This window comes from Rhodophyticola sp. CCM32, assembly GCF_004751985.1.
Taxonomy (GTDB): Bacteria; Pseudomonadota; Alphaproteobacteria; order Rhodobacterales; family Rhodobacteraceae; genus Rhodophyticola.
The window spans coordinates 1,432,010-1,452,169 of the sequence record NZ_CP038492.1 but is presented as its reverse complement, the minus strand read 5'-3'; the positions used below and the strand labels follow the sequence as shown (position 1 = coordinate 1,452,169).

The following is a 20,160-nucleotide window of genomic DNA, read 5'->3' as shown; positions in this document are numbered from 1 at the left end:
CCCTCTGCCCGCCCCATCAAGATAAACGGATCCGCCAACGAGATCCGGTCTCCGGCACCAGCCGCCGAAAAAACCGACAGGGAACCAAATGGGACTATTCATTCTCAAGCGCTTCGGTGTCATGCTTCTGACAGCGCTTTGCCTGACATTCGTGGTCTTCTTTCTGACCAACCTTTTCCCCAATCTGGAAAAACTCGCGAAAACCCAGGGCAATGCCCGGATGACCGATGAAGAGGTTGTGAGTTGGCTGGACAGGAACGGCTATGGCGGCCCGATGCTGGTGCGGTATGGCGAATGGCTGGGCGTGGTGCCGGGCTGGACCCGAACCGATGAAGAGACCGGGGAGATCACCGGTCGATGTATTGATTTCGGGATGGACCCGGCCGATGCGCCCCGGTTCTGCGGCATGTTCCAGGGCGATCTGGGCTATTCCACGGTATCGGATGATGACGTTTCAAATATCGTCGGCGGCCGGTTGCTGCTGACCGCCAAGCTGATGGGCTGGGTGCTGATCGTGATGATCCCCTCGGCCCTGCTTATCGGGGTGATGGCGGGGATGCGCGAAGGCTCCCGGCTGGACCGGACGCTTTCCACCGCGTCCATCGCCACCACGGCCACACCGGAATATGTCTCGGGCGTGATTTTCATCGTCCTTTTGGCCTCCTCCACCACCGGGCTGTCGCCCTGGCTGGCCGAAAACGGCTGGATCGAGGGGCGCACGCTGTTCCTCGGCTCGTCCCGGTCCGCGATGAGTGATATCACCTTCTGGAACTTCACCCTGCCGGTGATGACCCTGGCGCTTTACGGCATGGGCTATATCGCGCGGATGACCCGGGCCTCCATGGCCGAGGTGATGACCGCGCAATATATCCGCACCGCCCGGCTGAAAGGCGTCAGCTTTCGCAAGATCGTTCTGAAACATGCACTGCGCAATGCGCTGATCGCACCTTTCACCGTCATCATGCTGCAAATCCCCTGGCTTCTGACCGGTGTGGTGATCGTGGAAACCCTGTTCAACTATAACGGCTTTGGCTGGACGCTGGTGCAGGCCGCCTCCAACAACGACATTGAACTGCTCATGTCGGTTTCCATCGTCGCCGTGATCGTGGTTCTGGCCACACAGCTGATATCGGATATCGGCTATGTGTATCTGAACCCGCGCATCCGTATCGCTTAAGGAGGACCTGACACATGGACCCGATAACCTGGACAGGCACCCTTGGCCCGATCCTGAACCCGCTGATGCTGGCCGCGATTGTCGTTTTCGCCCTGGCCTTTATCGCCCAACTGGGGATGAGCTTTGCCGGTATCAGACCCGGTGAGGTGCAAATCAACCCCGATCACAGCCTGACCCTCACCCGATCTCCCAGTGACTATACATTCATGGCGATGAAATACGCGGTGCTGCTGTTTCTGACCTGCGTTATCCTGTTCATCATCGGCGGGATCGTCCAGCCAGGCCTTGAGGCAAAAGGCCTTATCGGGGCCATGGGCCAGAAGTTTCTGCCGGTCTGGATCGCGCTGATTGCCACTTTCGCGCTTTCGATCACCTTCAAGCGCAGACTGGGCCTTTACGGCAAACTGTTTGACAGCCCGATCGGCATGGTCGGGTTCTTTCTGGTCATGTTCTGGATGTTCACTGCCCTCTTCGCCAATATGGTGGCCACCCATGGCCCGATCGACGTGATCAGCCAGATGCGCAACGAGGTGCCCGGCACCTTCCTGCCCGATCCTGACGAGGGTAATTTCATCATTTATATTCTGGGTGGTGACAATCTGGGACGCGATGTGTTCAGCCGGATGGTGTTCGGCGCGCGCGACGTGTTGTCCATCGCGCCTGCGGCCACGCTTTTTGCCTTCATGGTGGGGATCACCCTTGGCCTGCCTGCGGGTTATTTCGGCGGCAAGTTCGATACGATCCTGACCTTCATCGCCAATCTGGTATTGGCCTTCCCGGTTATCTTGCTGTTTTATCTGCTGGTCACGCCTGAGATCGTGGAATCGGGTGTGCCGCAATATCTGGCGGCGGTTCTGTTTCTGTTTCCGATCCTGTTTCTGGTTGTGCTGTTCAACTCGCGCTATCACACCCAACCCTCCATTCGGGATTTGGCGGTTGCGGCAATTCTGATCGTGGGGGGGCTGCTTTACTTTTCGCTTCTGTCTGACGTGTCAGACCCCGAGGCGCCGTTCCGGTTTCTGCCGGAATTTCTGGATATGTTCGATATGGAGGGGAACCTGCTGATCGTCTTTGTCTCGGTGGTTTTCGTGAACTCCCCCACGGTGTTCCGCATCGTGCGCGGCATCGTGCTGGACATCAAAACCCGCGATTACGTGGCCGCCGGTCAGACCCGTGGCGAAGGCCCCTGGTACATCATGCTGTGGGAAATCCTGCCCAATGCGCGGGGGCCGCTGATCGTCGATTTCTGCCTGCGGATCGGCTACACCACGATCCTGCTTGGAACCCTTGGTTTCTTCGGCCTTGGCGTCTCACCGGAAAGCCCGGATTGGGGCTCGACCATCAATGAGGGGCGCCGGTTGCTGACGGTTTACCCGCACCCGGCCCTGCCCCCGGCGCTCGCACTGATGACCATGGTGCTGGGCCTGAACCTTCTGGCCGACGGGCTGCGCGAGGAAAGCCTGAAGGACTGACCGCGCCCTTTTAGGACCGGTGCGCGGGGGTCCCCCGCGCATCCGCAATCATTCCAGACCGGACCCGGACCGGTTCCATACGCCGCAAACCGGCGACAGGGAGAACATGAATGGCAGATCAAGACGCTTATGATGGCCCCATCCTTGAGATCGACACCCTTTCGATTTCCTTTTTCACCCGGCTGCGCGAAATCCCCGCAGTGATGGATTTCTCCTGCACCGTGCAACCGGGGGAGGCCATGGGCCTGGTCGGCGAATCCGGCTGCGGCAAATCCACCGTCGCCCTTGGGGTGATGCAGGATCTGGGCGTGAATGGCCGGATTGTCGGTGGCAGTATCAAGTTCAAGGGCCGCGATCTGGGCGCGATGAACGATGAAGAGCTTCGCCAGTTGCGGGGCTCGGAAATCGCGATGATCTATCAGGAGCCGATGGCCTCACTGAACCCGGCGATGAAAATCGGCAAACAGCTGATGGAAGTGCCGATGATCCATGAAGGCGCCACGGCGCAGGAAGCCTATGACCTGGCCCTGCAGGTTGTCACCGATGTCCGCCTGCCTGACCCGAAACGGATGCTTGACGCCTTCCCCCACCAGCTTTCCGGCGGTCAGCAGCAGCGGATCGTTATCGCCATGGCGCTGATGTCAAAACCCTCGCTGCTGATCCTGGATGAACCCACCACGGCGCTGGATGTGACGGTTGAGGCCGGCATTGTCGAACTGGTCAAGGATCTGGGCGCGAAATACGGCACCTCGATGCTGTTCATCTCTCACAATCTTGGTCTGGTTCTGGAAACCTGTGACCGGATTTGTGTCATGTATTCCGGTGAAGCGGTTGAAACCGGCTCCATCGAAGACGTGTTCGACAAGATGCAGCATCCCTATACGCAGGCGCTGTTCCGCTCGATCCCGCTTCCCGGGGCGGATAAGAACGCCAGTCCGCTGATCGCGATCCCGGGCAACTTTCCCCTGCCCCATGAACGCCCCGCAGGCTGCAATTTCGGCCCCCGCTGCGATTACTTCGAAGCCGGAGGCTGCGACGCAGGCGACATTCCCATGGCCGATATCCAGGGCGATGACCGCCATGCCTCGCGCTGCCTGAAATTCGGCGAAATCGACTGGGCCGCACCGCCGGTACTGGCCGAGAAAAAAGACAAGGCCGCGATTGGTGACACGGTTCTCAAGGTCGATAAACTCAAGAAATATTATGAGGTTGCGGCCAATTCCATGTTCGGCGGGGCCAGCACCAAAGTGGTGAAAGCCAATGAAACGCTGAGCTTCGAGGCCCGCGAATCCGAGACCCTTGCCATCGTCGGCGAAAGCGGCTGCGGAAAATCCACCCTGGCCAAGGTTCTGATGGGGCTGGAAACCGCCACGGATGGCACGGTTCTGCTGGACAATCAGAATATCGAACAGACCGAGATTCAGAACCGCGACACCAACACGGTTTCCTCTGTGCAGATGGTGTTCCAGAACCCGTTTGACACGCTGAACCCGTCGATGAGCGTCGGGCGGCAGATTATCCGGGCGCTGGAAATCTTCAGGATCGGCGCGAATGAGGGCGAACGCCGGGCCCGGATGCTGGAACTGCTTGATCTTGTCAAACTGCCCCGCGCCTTTGCCGACCGTATGCCGCGCCAGCTTTCCGGCGGGCAGAAACAGCGTGTCGGCATTGCCCGCGCCTTCGCCGGTGGGGCGCGGATCGTGGTGGCCGATGAACCGGTCTCGGCCCTTGATGTGTCGGTTCAGGCGGCGGTGACCGATCTGCTGATGGAGATCCAGCGGAACGAGAAAACCACCCTGCTCTTCATCTCCCACGACCTGAGCATCGTCCGCTATCTCTCTGATCGGGTTATGGTTATGTATCTTGGTCATGTGGTGGAACTGGGCGATACCGATCAGGTCTTCTCGCCCCCCTACCACCCATATACCGAGGCATTGCTAAGCGCGGTGCCGATCGCCGATACCTCGGTCGAGAAACAGCATATCGTGCTTGAAGGGGATATCCCCTCGGCGATGAACCCGCCTTCGGGCTGCCCGTTCCAGACCCGGTGCCGCTGGAAATCCGAGGTGCCGGATGGCCTGTGTGAACGCGATGTGCCGCCGATGAAAACCCTGGCCAGCGGTCACCAGATCAAATGCCATCTGACAGAGGATATTCTGACCCGGATGGAGCCGGTCATCAAAATCGCCGCGGAATAAATGCCTGCGCAAGATGCTGACGGTTTATAGGGATGCGGGTTTAAGGCAGGACGCTGTAAGACGCGAAAACTATGCCTTATGCCTGACAAGACAGACCGAACATGTTGCATGACGTGCGATTTGCGCCGCATGCGTGCCAAGGGTGGTATGTGTGCTGTCGCTGCGGGTCGCGTTCAAGACGATCCATGCGGCATCGAGCTTTTTGGCAAGCTGCAATGCCTGCTCCCCGATACCGCCCCTCAGAATATGGGGCACGGCGCCCTGCCCCATGCCGGCACGGTCCAGTATCGCGGCCAGTTCCGATTTCGCACGATCCGCCGCCGCCCGCTGACTGTCATCCGAGACATAAGGCTCCACATAGCTGTAAAAGCCGAATGGCATGACATAGGCCACATGATGCGTACCATCGGCAAAGCTTTTGCGGCTCTGGATCAACAGATCAACAGCGCTGTCCCCATGGGCGATATCGACAAGGATCAGGATCTGGTCGGTCATTTGGCGCCCTCCTAGCGATTGCTCAGCAATTCGGGGAGCCATGTGGCCATTCCCGGGAACATGAACAGAAGCATGATGAACACGCCCATCACGCAGAACATCGGAAACGAGGCGCGGCTGATAAAGCCCATGTCCTTGCCGGTCATGCCCTGCAATACAAACAGGTTGAAGCCGATCGGCGGTGTGATCTGCGCCATCTCGACCACGATCATCACATAGACACCGAACCACAGCATATCGAACCCGGCGACACGGACCATCGGTTCAATCACCGCCATGGTCAGCACGATGGAGCTGAGCCCGTCGAGGAAACAGCCCAGGACAATATAGAACAGCGTCAGGATCACGATCAGCATCACCGGTGACAGGTTCCAGGCCTCGATCCCCTCGGCCAGCGCCCGTGGAATGCCGGTGAACCCCATCGCCAGCGACAGAAACCCGGCCCCCATCAGGATCAGCATGATCATCGCATTGGTACGGATCGCCCCGATGATGCTTTCCATCAGACTGGCCCAGGTCAGCGTGCGTTGCAGCGCCGACAGAAGCACCGCGCCGAACACCCCCAAAGCGGCCGCCTCGGTCGCCGTGGCCGTACCGCTATAGATCGAGCCGATGACCGCCATGATCAGAAGCAGAACCGGCAGCAGGTCAAGCAGGCGGCGGCCGATATTGGCCACATCCACCTCCTGTATCGGGTTGAAGGTCTTCTTGTTGATGATTGACCAGGCAGAGACATACACCATCATGCACAGCGCCAGAACCAGACCGGGGATCAGGGCCGCCATGAACAGTTTGGAAATGCTTTCATTCACGGTCACGCCAAAGACGATCATCGCGATGGATGGCGGGATCAGAAGGCCAAGGGTGCCCGCCCCTGAAAGCGTGCCGATAATCATTTTTTCAGGGTAGTTCCGCCGCCGCAGTTCCGGGATCGACATCTTGCCGACCGTCGCAACCGTTGCCGCCGAGGACCCGGAGATCGCCGCAAAAACCGCCGATGCCCCGATATTCACATGCAGAAGACTGCCGGGCAGCCCACGCAAGAACGGTGCCAGCCCACGAAACAACGTCTCTGACAGTTTTGTCCGGAACAGGATTTCCCCCATCCAGATAAACAGCGGCAGCGCTGTCAGCGTCCAGGATGATTGATCCCCCCAGATGGTCAGGGCCATGGAATCGCCAATCGGCCGCGAGGTGAAAAGCGCCATCCCAAGGCCTGCCGTGGTCAGCAATGCGGCCCCGACCCAGACACCAAGCGCCAGAAGCACGAAGAGCGTGCCAACGAAGATCACAATGGCAAGTGTTTCGATCATACCTCGTTCACCCCTTCGCCGCCGGAAGTTTCCGGGTTGATTGCGTCATAGTCGAAAACCGCCTGTATCAGGCTGTGGGTCACAGCGATGGCGAAGAGCAGGCTGCCAAGCGCAACAGGGGTTTGCGGGATCCATAATGGCGTGGCATCCGCCCCTTCGCTGCGTTCCCCGTAGATAAAACTGAAATAGGCCAGCCGCCCCATATAGAAGGCAAAGAACCAGATCACGGCCGCCATGATCGCAAGGCACAGAACCTCAAAGCCGCGCCGGGTTGTTCCGGTGAACCGCTGGATCACCAGCCCGACCCGGATATGCCCGTTGGACCGGAATGTATAAGACAGCGCCATAAAGGTGCTTGTGGCCATCACATACCCGGCCAGATCATTCACACCGCCCAGATAAAGACCAAAAAGCCGTGCCTGAACGCTGTAGAAAATCAGGGCGCACATGAAGACCAGAAGCGCGCCGGCGCCATAGCCGGACCATGTGTAAATCCGCTCAAGCCCGTTCGAGACCGTTCGCCACATATGTGATCCTCCAGCGGGTTATGCGCAAGCCGGGCGGTCATGTCTGATCGCCCGGCGCCAGAACGCGTTGTTCAACGCGTGTGAGGGATCATTCCAAAGCGTCGAGAATGGCCTGCCCGCGATCCCCCGCGCGCTCTGCCCAGTCAGCCCGCAATTCTGCACCGACCTCCTGAAACGCTGCAAGAACCGTGTCGTTCAGCGTGTCGACCGTCATGCCGTTTGCGGTGAACTGTTCGATATACCAGCCTGCCAGTTCCTCGGACCGGGCCCAGCATGTGGCCTCGGCATTGGAAGCGGCGGTTTCGATCACGCCCTGGGTGTCCGCATCAAGCCCATCCCACGCGGCGCCGTTGACGAACACCATATTGCGGGGCAGCCAGGCCTGAACATCATAGAAGTAATCCACATGTTCCCAAAGCGACCGGTCATAGCCGGTAGAGCCGGACGAGATCATCGCTTCCGCAACACCGGTGGCAAAAGCCTGACTAAGTTCCGCCGCCTCGATGGTTGTGGGGATCATGCCCAGACCTTCGGCCATGCGCGAGGTGGTGGCGTTATAGGCGCGGAATTTCATCCCCTGCAGCGCATCCAGATCACTTGCCGCGCGTACCGAATAAAACCCCTGTGGCGGCCAGGGGCAGGAATACAGGAAATGCAATCCCGCCTCGGCCAGTGTTTCCTCAAGCGCCGGGCGCGAGGCGTCATAAAGGGCCCGGGCCCCCTCGAAACCGGTGGCCAGGAACGGCACCGAGTCGATCTCATAGATCGGATCTTCATTGCCAAGGGCCGAGATCAGACGCTCCCCCATCGGGGCCAGGCCACGGCGCACCGCGCCGAAAATCTCCGATCCCCCGAAAAGCGACCCACCGGGATGGGTCACAATCTCAAGATCGGAATTTGCGATGATTTCCGCCGCGAATTCTGCCGCGATCTCGGAATGATAATTGCTTGCGGAATAGGCCAGCGCCAGATCCCAGGTTTCGGCCTGAACACCGGTCACGCCCAAGGCAAGCGCAGAGGCAGAGATGGATGTAAGTATCTTATTCATTTGAGTTTCCCTGTGATACGGTCAGTGTTTATTATTGTGCAGTCAGTGCTGCGACCATAACGGCACAACACGGCCCCGTGTTTAAGCCCAGAATTGCCACCCCTTCGCAGAGGGCCGACAGAATGGCGGCGCAGCCCGCCAATCCGCCGGAATTTCATCTGCTCAGGCAGGCACATAATATTGCACTTTAAGGTATAACCCGGCCACAACACGAGAACAGTCTGCATCTTTCAGGCGAAAACGGCACAGGACCGGCCAGATCAAATGCCCCAACCCACGCTTGGCATATTGTCCCTCGACACCCGCTTTCCACGGATCATGGGCGATGTGGGCAATCCCGGCAGCTACCCGTTTGATGTGCATATCGAGATTGTCGAGGGCGCCGACAGCCCCGGTATCGTGCGCGACGGAGCCCCCGACGCAGCAGTGCTGGCACGGCTCAACGCAGCGGCATTGCGGCTTGAACAGCGGGGCGTTGCGGCCATCATTTCGACCTGCGGTTTCCTGATCACCTCCCAGGCCCATATTGCGGCTGCGGTAGAGGTGCCGGTCATGCTTTCGGCTCTGTCTCTATATCCCATGGTACAGGCGGCCTGCCCCGGCCGGATCGGCATCCTGACCGCATCGCAGCCTGCACTTGGCCCCCGGGCGCTGGCCGCGGCGGGCATTCTGCGCGAAGACGTCGCCATAGCCGGGCTGGAACAGGTGCCCGCCTTCGCAGAGGTGATCCTTGTGACCCGGGATGCACAACCCGACAGGCTGGACCGAAAAGCGATTGAACAGGCCGTGGTGGCACAGGCCCGGGCTTTACAGGCCCGCCATGATGATCTCAGCGCGCTGATCCTGGAATGCGGAAACCTGCCGCCCTATTCAGGGGCGATCCGCGCCGCAACGGGCCTGCCGGTCTTTCATCTGGCCGATGCCGCCTGCGCCCTGGTCGCGGCGACGCGGAACGTCAGGGGTCAGTCCGCGTAGCGGGCCCCGTTTTTCGTTTTCAGAAAGGCCGCAAGCGGGATATCCTCCTGCTTGAGGAACCCCTGCCCCGGCAGGGTGCCCGCGCGCACCATTTCGATCACGGCCACGACCGAAGATGCGGTCGTCCAGGCAATGGCGGTGCGGGACCGGCCGCCAATTTCAACCGGGGTCAGGCCGCGTACAAATTCACGACGCAGCAGACGCCCGTCAATCATGCCCTCGGCAGAGACGTGGGTATAGACGATATCATCCTCAACCGGCGGTTTCGCATTCACCAGAATCTCCCCGGCTTCCCCGCGCCGGTCACGCATCAGAAGCTCGTGAAAAAAGAAATTCATCAACTGGACATGGCCCGGATAACGCATGGTCTTGTAATCCATATTCGGCACGCTGTCGCGATAGGTGTCGCACATGGTGCCAAGTCCACCCGATGTGGTGAACGCCTCAAGCTCGATCCCGCCGATGACGATCTTTTCGACCCATTCCATGGGAGAGACCCATTTGATCTCTCCATCCTCCAGAACCTCGCAATCATTCAGATATTCATTGACCACCCCGCTTGGTGACCAGTTGAAGGAATAGCCCATCAGCCCGGTGGGGTTCTGCGGCAGCGCGCCCACCCGCATCCGGCAGGACCGGCATTCATCAAACTGCGCGATCAGATCCGCCCCGACAATGCCGACAAACCCCGGGGCCAGGCCGCATTGCGGCGCCATCAGCGATGATGCGCTGTCGGCCAACTCAAGGATCGCCTTGGTGGTCGGCACATCCTCGGTCAGGTCGAAATAATGCAGGCCCAGATCATGCGCCGCCCGGGCCACCGCGATGTTGAGCGTATAGGGCAGGCAGGACAGAACCGCCTGAACCTCCCCCAGAACCGCGCGCAAGGCCTGATCGTCGGTCACGTCCAGCTGCCGGGTTGCGAATGGCAGGTCACCGGGCAGGCTGCCGTCGCAGCCCAGAACATCAAAGCCCGTGTCATGCAGCAATTCCCCTGCAAGAGCCCCGACCTTGCCCAGGCCCAGCACCACAATTTTCTTCATATCCGTTTCCTACACGAAAGCATGATGCCGACCCGCATCACCGGGACCGGCACAAAAACCCGGGCCAGAGCGTACCCGGACAGCCTGCCGATAAAATCAGCTGGCCAGTGACAGGTGTTCAAGCTCTCCGCAACCCCGCTGCGGCAGGCGGTCGAACTTGTCGGCAAGAACGACCGTCGCGTCAAGCGCCAGAATGCCGGGGATCGCCGCCAGGTCCTCGATCAGCGCGTCGATGTCTTCGGTGCAGGGCGTATGGATTGTGCAGACCAGATCGTAAGGGCCGCTGATCGACACGCATTCGCGGATTTCGGGGAACCCGCGCAGGGCCTGCACAATCTGGCGGCTGCGGGCATGTTCGCAGCGCAGATGCAGGAAAGACCGGGTTTCCTGCACCTCGTGATCCGGGGTGACGATGGCATGATACCCCAGAATGATCTGGTCCTTTTCAAGCCGCGCGATCCGCTCATTCACGGTGGATCGCGCAAGGCCAAGACGGCGCGCGATCTCAGATGTCGACAGGCGCGCCTGATCCGTCAGAAGCGCAATAAGCTCACGGTCGATCTTGTCACGTTTTCGCAGCATGTGCGGACTCCCCCTGATATCATGTATTTTCAAACCGTATCGCAGGGAGCATGGATGCGAAAACCGTTGATTTATCGCAATAGCATGATGTTTAGTCATGCTATGAAACGGTTCATCCCTTCCCTAAGCGCGCTTGTCGCGTTCGAGGCCGCGGCCACCTATCGGAATTTCACCCGTGCCGGTGAGGATCTGGGCCTGACGCAAAGCGGTGTCAGCCGGCAAATCGCCTCTCTGGAGGATCAGCTTGGCCTGAAACTGTTTGAGCGGATCGGGCCGCGCCTGGTGCTCAGCGATGCGGGGCGCAACTATGTGCAGGCGATCACCACCCTTCTGGACGGGCTGGAAGAGGCTTCCATAGATCTGGTGCGCGGCAGCCGGACAAAAGATGTTCTCAAGATCGGCGTGCAGGACAGTCTTGGCAGTCAATGGCTGGTGCCGCGCATGAAACAGTTTCTGCAACGCGCACCCGAAACCGCGTTCAACATGGTGCCCCTGCCCTTTGACGCGGATATCGCAAAGGCCGATGTCGATGTCGCGGTCTTGCGCGGGCGCGGTGCCTGGGCCGATGCCCATGCCCATCATCTGATAGCCGAAACTGTGGCGGTTGTTGCCGCCCCGTCCCTGATTTCGCCCGGTGACGCGCTTGAACCGTCAGAGTATCACCGCTTTCCACTGATCCAGAATGCCCACCGGCCCGACAGCTGGCTGCGCTGGCTGGAGGCCAAGGGCCTGTCCCGGCAGGACCATATCACAGGGCCGCGGTTTTCCCAGACAACCATGGTGATCGAGGCTGTGCTGTCAGGGATCGGGCTGGCCGTTGTGCCCACCGTCATGATCGAACAGCAGCTTGCCGATGGCCGTCTGCACATGCCCCTTGGCCCGCCGGTGCCAAGCGGGCTCAGCTATTTCGTGGTCTATCCGCTTCGTCTTGGCGTGTCGAAACCGGTGCTCGACTTCCGGGACTGGCTGCTGGCGGAAACCCGTCATCTGCGCCAGCGTCAAACCCCGGGTCTCACCGCCGCCGGATGAACCGGTCCGGGCTGAAAGCCTGCGGGTCCAATAGGGGCGTCCTGCCTTCTATCAGATCGCCCAACAGGCTGGCGGTTCCGGGGCCGGTCATGAACCCGATATGCTGATGCCCGAAGGCCACCGACACATGCCGCGCGCCCGGAACCGGGCCGATCACCGGGCGGCTGTCCGGAAAGGTCGGGCGGCTGCCCACCCACGGGTCTGCCTCTATCGCGGGGCCCAGATCAATCGCCTCGCGCGCGGCCTGTTCGGCCATAAGGATTTGCCGCATGTTCGGAACCGCATCCCTCTCACAAAGCTCCACCCCCGTGGTCAGCCGCAATCCCTGCTCCATCGGGGCCAGAACATAACCGCCGCTTGTGTCATAGACCGGGCGCCCAAGCGCCTTGTTGCCCCCGGCCCCCGGCTGACCGGAAAAATGCCGGTGATAGCCGCGTTCATACGCCATTCTGACCCGGTATCCCGACATTTCCAGAAACGCCCGCGCCCAGGGGCCAAGGCATAGCGCCGCGTGATCCACAACCCGCTGTTCACCGCCTTGCAGATGCAACAGCGCGCCGGTCTCCCCCTCCTCCAGCCCCGTCACCCGGGCTTTCAGAATCCCGCCGCCCCGGGTGACAAATTCCCGTGCATAGCCTTCGACAATGGCGCCCGGATTGCTGACCGAATAACTGTCACGAATCCACAGCGCGTGGGGAAAAATACCGTTCAGCCCCGGCTCCAGATCCTGCAGCTCCGCCGGGCCAAGCGGCATCATATCGACATCATGGGTCTGCATCATCTCGCGGGCCCGGGCGCCTTTGCGAAACCCCTCTGCATCGCGGTAGAGGAACATCCAGCCGCCATCCGACAGATACCCCTCCAGATTGCAGTCCGACAGCAGTTGCAGATGCTGCCCGATAGACAGGCGGATCAACCCGTCAAGGGCTGCGGCGGTTTCTGCAAACCGCTTGCCCCTTGCATGGTTCAGGAACTGAATTGCCCAGACCGCATTGCGCATCAGAAAGCCGGGATCATAGCGGAATGACGTGTTCCGGTTGCTCAACAGGCGCGGTAAATCCGCAAAAATCCCGGGATTGTTGATCGGGATCAGAGAGGACCGGGCAAAGACCCCCGCATTGCCGAAAGAGGTTTCCCGCCCCGGGTCGGCCCGGTCGATCAGCGTAACATCAGCGCCGCGTGCCTGTAAGTCAAGCGCAACGCAAACCCCCACCATCCCGGCCCCCAGAACCGCGATCCGGCGACCGGCAACCGGCCGGCCCGTCGGGGGTGAGGAAGGAATGCGCAACGTCTCCATCAGGGATCGCGTCAGGTATAGGCCACATCGTCAGCCAGCAGGCTCAACGGATCATGGCCACGTTTGATCAACCAGGAATAAACAGGCGGCACCCGGTCGGCGATGGATTCAACATGGATGTCGATGAAACAGGGGCCGGATGTATAGGCGAAAGCGGCTGCAAGGGCGGTATCCAATTCCTCCGCATTGGTGGCCGTCCAGGCTTTCAGATCGAAAGCTTCGGCAATCGCCTGCCCTTTGGGCGGGGTGAAATCGACGCCGAAACACTGATTATGGCCCTTCAATCTGTGCAGGCCCTTGATCCAGCCGAAAACCCCGTTGTTGAAAAGGATCAGGATCGCCGGCACATGCAGCCGCACCAGCGTTTCCATCTCTCCCACGGTCATCCCGAAAGAGCCGTCTCCGAACAGGCCGATGGGCCGCTTGTCCGGGTCTGCCCGCCAGGCCCCCACGGTCGCGGGCAGGGCCGAGCCAAGGCCACCAAAGGCGCGGGGGATGGCAAAACGGGTCGCGGGATCATTGATCCTGAGAAACCGGGTCATATGCGGCGTGGGCGTGCCGGCATCGGAATAGATCAGCGCCGGTTGTCCCGACGCCTCCAGCGCCTCGTTGAAACACCGCACCGCCCGTTCGGGGCGCAGTGGGCTGCTGTCATTGGTCAGAAGGGCGCGCGCATTGTCCCAGAAGGTCGCGCGCAGATCATTCAGATGCGCGACCCAATCATCATGGCGCGCGCTGTCAAATGTATCGGGGATTGCCGCCAGAAGATCCGCCAGAACCAGTTTCGCATCCCCTGCCACCGAGATCACGTTTTCATAATTATTCGCCATGATCTCGGGGTTGATATCGATCTGCGCCACGCGTTTGTTCAGCGTGATCTTCGGAAAGGTCCAGCCGATGGTCACGACCGAGCCCATGCGCGAGCCGACGAAAAGCACGAAATCGCTTTCCTCCATCGCCCGGTTGGCATGCGGGTGATACCCGTTATCGCCGATTACCCCGATGGACAGCGGGTGATCATCGGGCATCGTTCCCTGCCCGGTCATCGTGGTGCAGACCGGAATGTTCAACCGCTCGGCCACGGCCAGAACCTTATCGCCCGCACAGGCCCGGATCACACCACCGCCTGACACGATCAGCGGCCGTTCAGCCTTTTCAAGGGCGTCCATCACCTGTTCGACCAGCCCCGGCGCGGGCCGGGTCGGATAGGCCGGGAAGGTCCTGCATTCTGCCTCGACATGCAAAGACACCCGGTCGGGATCAATCTCTGCCAGCAGCATATCCTCGGGGATCTGAAGATGGACCGCGCCGGGTTTCCCCGAACAGGCCACGCGGAATGCGCGGCGGATGATTTCAGGCAGTTTCTCGGGGCTTTTGACCTGCACGGACATTTTGGTAACCGGCTCGAACAGGCGCGCGCAATCCAGTTCGGTCAGCACCCCCCGGCCCTCGCCCGGCAGGGGGATGTCGATCGTCAGCAGGATCACCGGCACGCTTGAGGCATTCGATTCCGCAATCGGCGGCAGGGAATACATCGCCCCCGCGCCTGACGGGCATTCGACGATCCCGGGCCTGTCGGTGAACCGGCCATAGGCATCGGCCATATACCCGGCCGACCGTTCATCGCGCGCCATGATATGGGTGATTTCCCCCTCGCGCATCTGCAACGCCTCGTAGAATGGCACATTGGTGTCGCCCGGCACGCCAAAGACCGTGTCCACACCATAACCGATCAACATTTCGGTCAAGACATCCGCGCCATTCATTCAGAACACTCCCGATCATATTCCCCGACAAGCTTAGGCAGATGCCCCCGGGCGGCACAGGCCCAGAATGCCGGGCGCAAGGCCCGGTGCCGTCAGATTGACCATGCAGGGTGCAGAACCGCCGGAGCATATGATCAGAGGTTGCGTTTCAGCCAGTTGACGAATTTTTCCACCTGCGGCTTTTCCGGGTCGCGCTGTGGCCAGACCAGAAAATACTGGCCTTCCGTCGGCGTCGGGTCACCGAAGGCCGAAACCAGACGCCCGCGCGCAATCTCGATCTGCGCCAGATATTCGGGCAACAGCGCCACGCCCATCCCATGAACCGCCGCCTGCGCCATGGTCGAGAACTGGTCAAACAGCATCCCGGCCACCCCTCCGGCGCTGAGATCATGCTGCCGGAACCAGTTTTCCCAGGCCCCGGGGCGGGTTTGCAGATGCAGAAGCGTTGCCGCCTGCAACGCCTCTGCCGATCTGAGCGGACGGGCAAACAACCCCGGGGCGCAGACCGGCAGCACCCGTTCCCCGGCAAGCCTGAGGTAATGAACCCCGTGCCAGTCGCGGGTGCCGTAATGCAGGGCGGCGTCCTGCTGTTCTGCATCAAAATCAAAGCGGGTCAGACGTGTGGAAAGATTTACCGTCACTTCCGGGTGTTCCTGCGCAAAGGATTTCAGTTTCGGGGCCAGCCAGTGCAGGCCAAAGGCAGGCAGGATCGCCAGGTTGAGGCTGCCACCGGCGGGATTGACCCGCAGGGTCAGGGTGCTGCGCGACAGATCGGTCAGCACCGCGCGGATCTTCTCGCAATATTCCTGCGCCGTCCGTGTCAGCTTCAGCCCGCTGCCATCGCGAACCACCAGACGCACCCCGATCTGCCCTTCCAGCACCTTGATCTGCCGGCTGACCGCGCTGTGGGTCAGGGCCAGTTCCTCCGCCGCCGCAGTGGCCGTGCCAAGACGGTCCACCGCCTCCAGCGCCAGAAGCGAAGGGATGGATGGCAGATAACGACGGGGGCCAAACATGTGAGTTTTTCTCCAGATATTGCGCAAGAGTATTGATACACACACCCAGGAAAACATGGCAAGTGTGACGAAATTCTTTGGAAATCCCGTGAGAAACATGAAAGACAGCCCCCAAAGCATTGCTTTGAAGCCAGCCACAGGGCTGTCAGGGATCACCCGGTCCGGGCCCCCGCGCCCAACTGCCGGATTGCCCGGCGATGGCCCTTGTGCGGGCGGGTCTTTGGTCGACCGGGGCCTTTGCGCCTGTCTTTTGCGTATTCTGATACTGATCTCGACGCCGCCCCTGCGCGGGTCACTGATGCACTGAAAAGGAACATGTCATGAAAGATTCCACCGGTCCTTCGCTAGCGCCTTTTGAATGGGGTGATCCGTTTCATCTGTCGGATCAGTTGAGCGGGGAGGAGCGGATGCTTGCGGATGCGGCGCGGGAGTTTGCGGCGGACAAGTTGCAGCCGCTTGTGACCGAGGCCTATCTGGAGGAGGTCATCGCGCCTGAGATCTTTGCCGAGATGGGCGGGATGGGCCTGTTGGGGGTGACCATCCCCGAGGCCTATGGCGGGCTTGGGGCGGGCTATGTCAGCTATGGGCTGGTGGCCCGCGAGGTGGAACGGGTCGACAGCGGCTACCGCTCGATGATGTCGGTGCAATCCTCGCTGGTGATGTACCCGATCCACGCCTATGGCTCTGAAGAGCAAAGACAAAAATACCTCCCCGGCCTCGCGGCGGGCACGCTTATCGGCTGTTTCGGGCTGACCGAACCGGAGGCGGGCAGCGACCCGGCGGGGATGAAGACCATAGCGAGTAAAACCGAAGGCGGCTATCTGCTGAACGGCGCCAAAATGTGGATCTCCAACAGCCCGATTGCCGATGTCTTCCTGGTCTGGGCAAAATCCGAGGCCCATGGCGGCAGGATCCGGGGCTTTGTGCTGGAAAAGGGCATGGCGGGCCTGTCGGCGCCGAAGATCGGCGGCAAGCTGTCGCTCCGCGCCTCGGTCACCGGAGAGATCGTGATGAACAATGTGGAGGTGGGCGAAGACGCGCTTCTGCCCGGTATCGAGGGGCTGAAAGGCCCGTTCGGCTGCCTGAACCGGGCACGGTTCGGCATTGCCTGGGGGGCGATGGGGGCGGCCGAGGATTGCTGGCACCGGGCGCGGGATTACGGGCTGAACCGGGTGCAGTTCAACCGGCCCCTGGCGCAGACGCAGCTGTTCCAGAAGAAACTGGCCGATATGCAGACCGAGATCGCGCTTGGCCTGCAGGGCGCGCTGCGCGCCGGCCGGATGCTGGAAGAGGGCACATGCGCCCCCGAGATCATCAGCCTGATCAAACGCAACAATTGCGGCAAGGCGCTTGAGATCGCCCGGGCCGCCCGCGACATGCATGGCGGCAACGGGATCATGGCGGAATACCACGTCATGCGCCACGCCCAGAACCTGGAAACCGTCAACACCTATGAAGGCACCCATGACGTCCATGCCCTGATCCTCGGCCGCGCACAGACCGGGCTGCAGGCGTTCTTCTGAAAGGACAAACCCACATGGACCGCGCCGCCATCGTCGATCAAAACCTCCGCGCAAGGGGGGCTGCGGGCGATCTGCCACCGGGGGCTGCGCCCTCCGGGCCGCTGGCCCCGGACCGGGCCGTGGCACTCTATCGTGCGGGCTGTCTCAGCCGGGCGCTTGATCTGCAAAGCCGGGCGATGCAGAAGGCCGGTCAGGGGTTTTATACCATCGGGTCTTCCGGGCATGAGGGCATGGCCGCCGTGGCCGCTGCCCTGCGCCCGAGCGACATGGCGTTCCTGCATTACCGCGATGCCGCGTTTCAGATCGCCCGCGCCGATCAGGTGCCGGGACAATCCATCGCCTGGGACATGCTGCTGAGCTTCGCCGCCTCCCGCGAGGATCCGATTTCCGGCGGGCGGCACAAGGTTCTGGGCTCCCGCGCGCTGATGATCCCGCCGCAGACCTCCACCATCGCCTCGCATCTGCCGAAAGCCGTGGGCGCGGCCTATTCCATCTGCGCCGCCGCACGGCACCGGCCCGAACATCAGATATTGCAGGATGACGGGCTGGTCATGTGTTCCTTCGGCGATGCCTCGGCCAATCATTCCACCGCCCAGGGCGCCATCAACACAGCCGCCTGGACGTCGTATCAATCCTTCCCCCTGCCGCTGTTATTCGTGTGTGAGGACAATGGCATCGGCATTTCGGTCAAGACGCCCCGGGGCTGGATCGCCGCCAGTTTCGCCCATCGTCCCGGGCTGACCTATTTCGCCTGCGACGGGCTGGACATCTATGACACCTATCGCGTGGCGCAGGAGGCCGCCGCCTTTGTGCGCCGCCAGCGCAAACCGGCCTTCCTGCATATCCGCACGGTCCGGCTTTACGGGCATGCGGGCGCCGATATGCCCACCACCTATCTCAGCAAGGCGGAGGTGGAGGCGGATGAGGCCAATGATCCGCTTTTGCATTCGGTGCGGCTGCTGCGCGATGCGGGTGCGCTGGAACCGGCAGAGGCGTTGCGGATCTATACCGAGACCTGCGACCGTGTGGCCCGTATCGCGGATCAGGCCATCACCCGGCCCCGGCTGGAAACCGCAGGCGATGTCACCGCCTCGCTGATCCCGCCACCGCGCCCCTGCGCCCCCAGCAACGGGCCCGCGCCCGAGGCCCGCGCCAAGGCGTTCGGCAGTGATCTCAAAGCGATGGCCGAGCCTCAGATCATGTCGCGGCTGATCAACTGGGCGCTGACCGATCTGATGCTGGACCATCCCGAGATCGTGCTGATGGGGGAGGATGTGGGCCGCAAGGGCGGGGTGTATGGCGTCACCCAGAAACTGTTTCAGCGCTTCGGCCCCGACCGTGCCATCGACACGCTGCTGGATGAACAATCCATCCTTGGCCTTGGCATCGGCATGGCGCAGAACGGGTTTCTGCCGATCCCGGAAATCCAGTTTCTGGCCTATCTGCACAATGCGGAGGATCAGCTGAGGGGCGAGGCCGCCACCCTGCCGTTCTTTTCCAACGGGCAATTCACCAACCCGATGGTCGTGCGGATTGCCGGGCTTGGCTATCAGAAAGGTTTTGGCGGGCATTTCCACAATGACAATTCGGTGGCGGTGCTGCGCGATATCCCGGGGTTGATCCTCGCCTGCCCGTCCCATGGGGCCGATGCCGCGCGGATGCTGCGCGAATGCGTGCGGCTGGCCCGTGAAGAACAACGCGTGGTGGTGTTTCTGGAACCCATTGCGCTTTACCCGATGCGCGATCTGCATGAAGAGGGTGACGGGGCCTGGATGCGGGTCTATCCCGCGCCCGATCAGCGGATCAGCCTGGGGGAGGCCGGGGTCACCGGCGATGGCCCTCTGGCCCTGATCAGCTTTGCCAATGGGCATCGGTTGTCATTGCAGGCGCAACAGGTTCTGAAACAGGGCGGGGTCGAAAGCCGGGTGATTGACCTGCGCTGGCTGGCGCCCCTGCCCGAAGCGGCGCTGATTGACGCGCTCAAAGGTTGTTCCCACACCCTGATCGTTGATGAAACCCGGGCCACCGGCGGGGTGTCCGAGGCGCTGATGACCCTTCTGGCGGAGCAGACCACCCTGCCCCATGCACGGCTGGCCGCCGATGACAGTTTCATCGCCACCGGTCCGGCCTATGCCGCAACCATGCCCTCGGCAGATGGCATTGTAACCGCTGCCCGCAATCTGTTGGAGGCAGGGGCATGAAAACCGCTCTTCTGATCTGCCCCGGGCGCGGCACGTATAACAAGCCCGAGCTTGGGTATCTCAAGCGTCATTTCCCCGACCCTGCCCTGATGACCGCATTTGATGCCGAACGCGAAGCGGCGGGGCAGGAAACAATCTCTCAGCTTGACGGAGCCGCACGGTTCTCCATGGCCAGACATACACGCGGCGATAATGCTTCGGCCCTGATCTATGCGGCCTCTCTGGGTGACCGGCTGTCGATCAATGGCGAGGCTGTCGAGATCGTGGCGGCCACGGGCAATTCCATGGGCTGGTACACGGCCCTTGCCTGTGGCGGCGCCGTGACGCAAGAGGCCGGGTTCCGCATCGCCAACACCATGGGCAGCCTGATGCAGGAGGCGCTGATCGGCGGGCAGCTGATCTATCCTTTCGTGGATGACACCTGGCGACCCGACCCGGCGCGCAAGGCGGAACTTCTGGCACAGGTGGGGTCGAGTGCGGCTGAGTGCTAAATCCCCC

17 protein-coding genes and 1 pseudogene are annotated in these 20,160 nt (G+C 61.3%); 9 read left to right on the top strand and 9 right to left on the bottom strand.

Going from position 1 to position 20,160, the window contains the following annotated elements; all coding sequences use genetic code 11:
• The first annotated feature begins 88 nt into the window (after positions 1-88).
• The 3 genes from E2K80_RS07120 (at position 89) to E2K80_RS07110 (ending at position 4,847) form a co-directional block, all read left to right on the top strand.
• A complete protein-coding gene (locus tag E2K80_RS07120) occupies positions 89-1,177 on the top strand; it encodes an ABC transporter permease (protein ID WP_135374070.1) in 1,089 nt (362 codons plus the stop codon).
• A gap of 14 nt (positions 1,178-1,191) precedes the next feature.
• Positions 1,192-2,649 (top strand): ABC transporter permease, encoded by a 1,458-nt coding sequence (locus tag E2K80_RS07115; RefSeq protein ID WP_135374068.1) that lies wholly within the window; start codon positions 1,192-1,194, stop codon positions 2,647-2,649.
• A gap of 110 nt (positions 2,650-2,759) precedes the next feature.
• Positions 2,760-4,847 carry a dipeptide ABC transporter ATP-binding protein gene (locus E2K80_RS07110; protein WP_135374066.1) on the top strand — a complete coding sequence of 696 codons (2,088 nt, stop codon included), beginning with the start codon at positions 2,760-2,762 and terminating at the stop codon, positions 4,845-4,847.
• A 69-nt stretch (positions 4,848-4,916) separates the two neighbouring features.
• Here E2K80_RS07110 and E2K80_RS07105 read toward each other — a convergent pair whose 3' ends face one another.
• The 4 genes from E2K80_RS07105 to E2K80_RS07090 form a co-directional block, all read right to left on the bottom strand.
• Positions 4,917-5,342, bottom strand: coding sequence for a universal stress protein (locus E2K80_RS07105; protein WP_168193127.1), 426 nt, complete (start codon positions 5,340-5,342; stop codon positions 4,917-4,919).
• An 11-nt stretch (positions 5,343-5,353) separates the two neighbouring features.
• The gene (locus tag E2K80_RS07100) at positions 5,354-6,655 is read right to left on the bottom strand and encodes a TRAP transporter large permease (RefSeq protein ID WP_135374062.1); all 1,302 of its coding nucleotides are present in this window, start codon (positions 6,653-6,655) and stop codon (positions 5,354-5,356) included.
• Positions 6,652-7,182 (bottom strand): TRAP transporter small permease subunit, encoded by a 531-nt coding sequence (locus tag E2K80_RS07095; protein WP_135374060.1) that lies wholly within the window; start codon positions 7,180-7,182, stop codon positions 6,652-6,654. The genes E2K80_RS07100 and E2K80_RS07095 overlap by 4 nt, the downstream gene beginning before the upstream one ends.
• Before the next feature lie 88 nt (positions 7,183-7,270).
• A complete protein-coding gene (locus tag E2K80_RS07090; protein ID WP_135374058.1) occupies positions 7,271-8,230 on the bottom strand; it encodes a TRAP transporter substrate-binding protein in 960 nt (319 codons plus the stop codon).
• 264 nt (positions 8,231-8,494) lie between these two features.
• On the opposite strand from E2K80_RS07090, the gene E2K80_RS07085 reads away from it, so the two are divergent.
• Positions 8,495-9,205 carry an aspartate/glutamate racemase family protein gene (locus tag E2K80_RS07085; protein WP_135374056.1) on the top strand — a complete coding sequence of 237 codons (711 nt, stop codon included), beginning with the start codon at positions 8,495-8,497 and terminating at the stop codon, positions 9,203-9,205.
• Here E2K80_RS07085 and E2K80_RS07080 read toward each other — a convergent pair.
• Positions 9,193-10,248: a saccharopine dehydrogenase family protein gene (locus tag E2K80_RS07080; protein ID WP_135374054.1), complete on the bottom strand. Its 1,056-nt coding sequence runs from the start codon at positions 10,246-10,248 to the stop codon at positions 9,193-9,195. The genes E2K80_RS07085 and E2K80_RS07080 overlap by 13 nt on opposite strands.
• A gap of 96 nt (positions 10,249-10,344) precedes the next feature.
• Complete coding sequence (locus tag E2K80_RS07075) at positions 10,345-10,830, bottom strand: Lrp/AsnC family transcriptional regulator (protein WP_168193126.1); 486 nt, start codon at positions 10,828-10,830, stop codon at positions 10,345-10,347.
• A gap of 102 nt (positions 10,831-10,932) precedes the next feature.
• Between E2K80_RS07075 and E2K80_RS07070 the strand changes: the two genes are divergently transcribed.
• Positions 10,933-11,859 (top strand): LysR substrate-binding domain-containing protein, encoded by a 927-nt coding sequence (locus E2K80_RS07070; RefSeq protein WP_135374050.1) that lies wholly within the window; start codon positions 10,933-10,935, stop codon positions 11,857-11,859.
• On the opposite strand, the gene E2K80_RS07065 is transcribed toward E2K80_RS07070, so the two are convergent.
• From E2K80_RS07065 to E2K80_RS07055, 3 genes are all read right to left on the bottom strand, one after another.
• Complete coding sequence (locus tag E2K80_RS07065; RefSeq protein WP_210405439.1) at positions 11,843-13,147, bottom strand: NAD(P)/FAD-dependent oxidoreductase; 1,305 nt, start codon at positions 13,145-13,147, stop codon at positions 11,843-11,845. The two genes, E2K80_RS07070 and E2K80_RS07065, sit on opposite strands and share 17 nt — an antisense overlap.
• A gap of 20 nt (positions 13,148-13,167) precedes the next feature.
• A complete protein-coding gene (locus E2K80_RS07060; protein ID WP_135374046.1) occupies positions 13,168-14,922 on the bottom strand; it encodes a thiamine pyrophosphate-binding protein in 1,755 nt (584 codons plus the stop codon).
• A 134-nt stretch (positions 14,923-15,056) separates the two neighbouring features.
• A complete protein-coding gene (locus E2K80_RS07055; protein WP_135374044.1) occupies positions 15,057-15,938 on the bottom strand; it encodes a LysR substrate-binding domain-containing protein in 882 nt (293 codons plus the stop codon).
• Positions 15,939-16,035: 97 nt separating this feature from the next.
• Between E2K80_RS07055 and E2K80_RS19070 the strand changes: the two genes are divergently transcribed.
• From E2K80_RS19070 to E2K80_RS07035, 4 genes and pseudogenes are all read left to right on the top strand, one after another.
• Positions 16,036-16,245 (top strand): hypothetical protein, encoded by a 210-nt coding sequence (locus E2K80_RS19070; protein WP_135374042.1) that lies wholly within the window; start codon positions 16,036-16,038, stop codon positions 16,243-16,245.
• A gap of 13 nt (positions 16,246-16,258) precedes the next feature.
• Positions 16,259-17,461 (top strand): acyl-CoA dehydrogenase, encoded by a 1,203-nt coding sequence (locus E2K80_RS07045; protein WP_135374040.1) that lies wholly within the window; start codon positions 16,259-16,261, stop codon positions 17,459-17,461.
• A 14-nt stretch (positions 17,462-17,475) separates the two neighbouring features.
• Positions 17,476-19,662 carry a dehydrogenase E1 component subunit alpha/beta gene (locus E2K80_RS07040; RefSeq protein ID WP_135374038.1) on the top strand — a complete coding sequence of 729 codons (2,187 nt, stop codon included), beginning with the start codon at positions 17,476-17,478 and terminating at the stop codon, positions 19,660-19,662.
• Positions 19,659-20,129, top strand: a pseudogene (locus tag E2K80_RS07035) (ACP S-malonyltransferase); the annotation flags it as partial. The gene E2K80_RS07040 and the pseudogene E2K80_RS07035, both read left to right, overlap by 4 nt.
• Between the last annotated feature and the right edge of the window lie 31 nt (positions 20,130-20,160).

Coding starts and splice junctions, on each gene's coding strand:
- E2K80_RS07120 (WP_135374070.1), top strand. CDS start 89: ATGGGACTATTCATTCTCAAGCGCTTCGGTGTCATGCTTCTGACAGCG.
- E2K80_RS07115 (WP_135374068.1), top strand. CDS start 1,192: ATGGACCCGATAACCTGGACAGGCACCCTTGGCCCGATCCTGAACCCG.
- E2K80_RS07110 (WP_135374066.1), top strand. CDS start 2,760: ATGGCAGATCAAGACGCTTATGATGGCCCCATCCTTGAGATCGACACC.
- E2K80_RS07105 (WP_168193127.1), bottom strand. CDS start 5,342: ATGACCGACCAGATCCTGATCCTTGTCGATATCGCCCATGGGGACAGC.
- E2K80_RS07100 (WP_135374062.1), bottom strand. CDS start 6,655: ATGATCGAAACACTTGCCATTGTGATCTTCGTTGGCACGCTCTTCGTG.
- E2K80_RS07095 (WP_135374060.1), bottom strand. CDS start 7,182: ATGTGGCGAACGGTCTCGAACGGGCTTGAGCGGATTTACACATGGTCC.
- E2K80_RS07090 (WP_135374058.1), bottom strand. CDS start 8,230: ATGAATAAGATACTTACATCCATCTCTGCCTCTGCGCTTGCCTTGGGC.
- E2K80_RS07085 (WP_135374056.1), top strand. CDS start 8,495: ATGCCCCAACCCACGCTTGGCATATTGTCCCTCGACACCCGCTTTCCA.
- E2K80_RS07080 (WP_135374054.1), bottom strand. CDS start 10,248: ATGAAGAAAATTGTGGTGCTGGGCCTGGGCAAGGTCGGGGCTCTTGCA.
- E2K80_RS07075 (WP_168193126.1), bottom strand. CDS start 10,830: ATGCTGCGAAAACGTGACAAGATCGACCGTGAGCTTATTGCGCTTCTG.
- E2K80_RS07070 (WP_135374050.1), top strand. CDS start 10,933: ATGAAACGGTTCATCCCTTCCCTAAGCGCGCTTGTCGCGTTCGAGGCC.
- E2K80_RS07060 (WP_135374046.1), bottom strand. CDS start 14,922: ATGAATGGCGCGGATGTCTTGACCGAAATGTTGATCGGTTATGGTGTG.
- E2K80_RS07055 (WP_135374044.1), bottom strand. CDS start 15,938: ATGTTTGGCCCCCGTCGTTATCTGCCATCCATCCCTTCGCTTCTGGCG.
- E2K80_RS19070 (WP_135374042.1), top strand. CDS start 16,036: ATGAAAGACAGCCCCCAAAGCATTGCTTTGAAGCCAGCCACAGGGCTG.
- E2K80_RS07045 (WP_135374040.1), top strand. CDS start 16,259: ATGAAAGATTCCACCGGTCCTTCGCTAGCGCCTTTTGAATGGGGTGAT.
- E2K80_RS07040 (WP_135374038.1), top strand. CDS start 17,476: ATGGACCGCGCCGCCATCGTCGATCAAAACCTCCGCGCAAGGGGGGCT.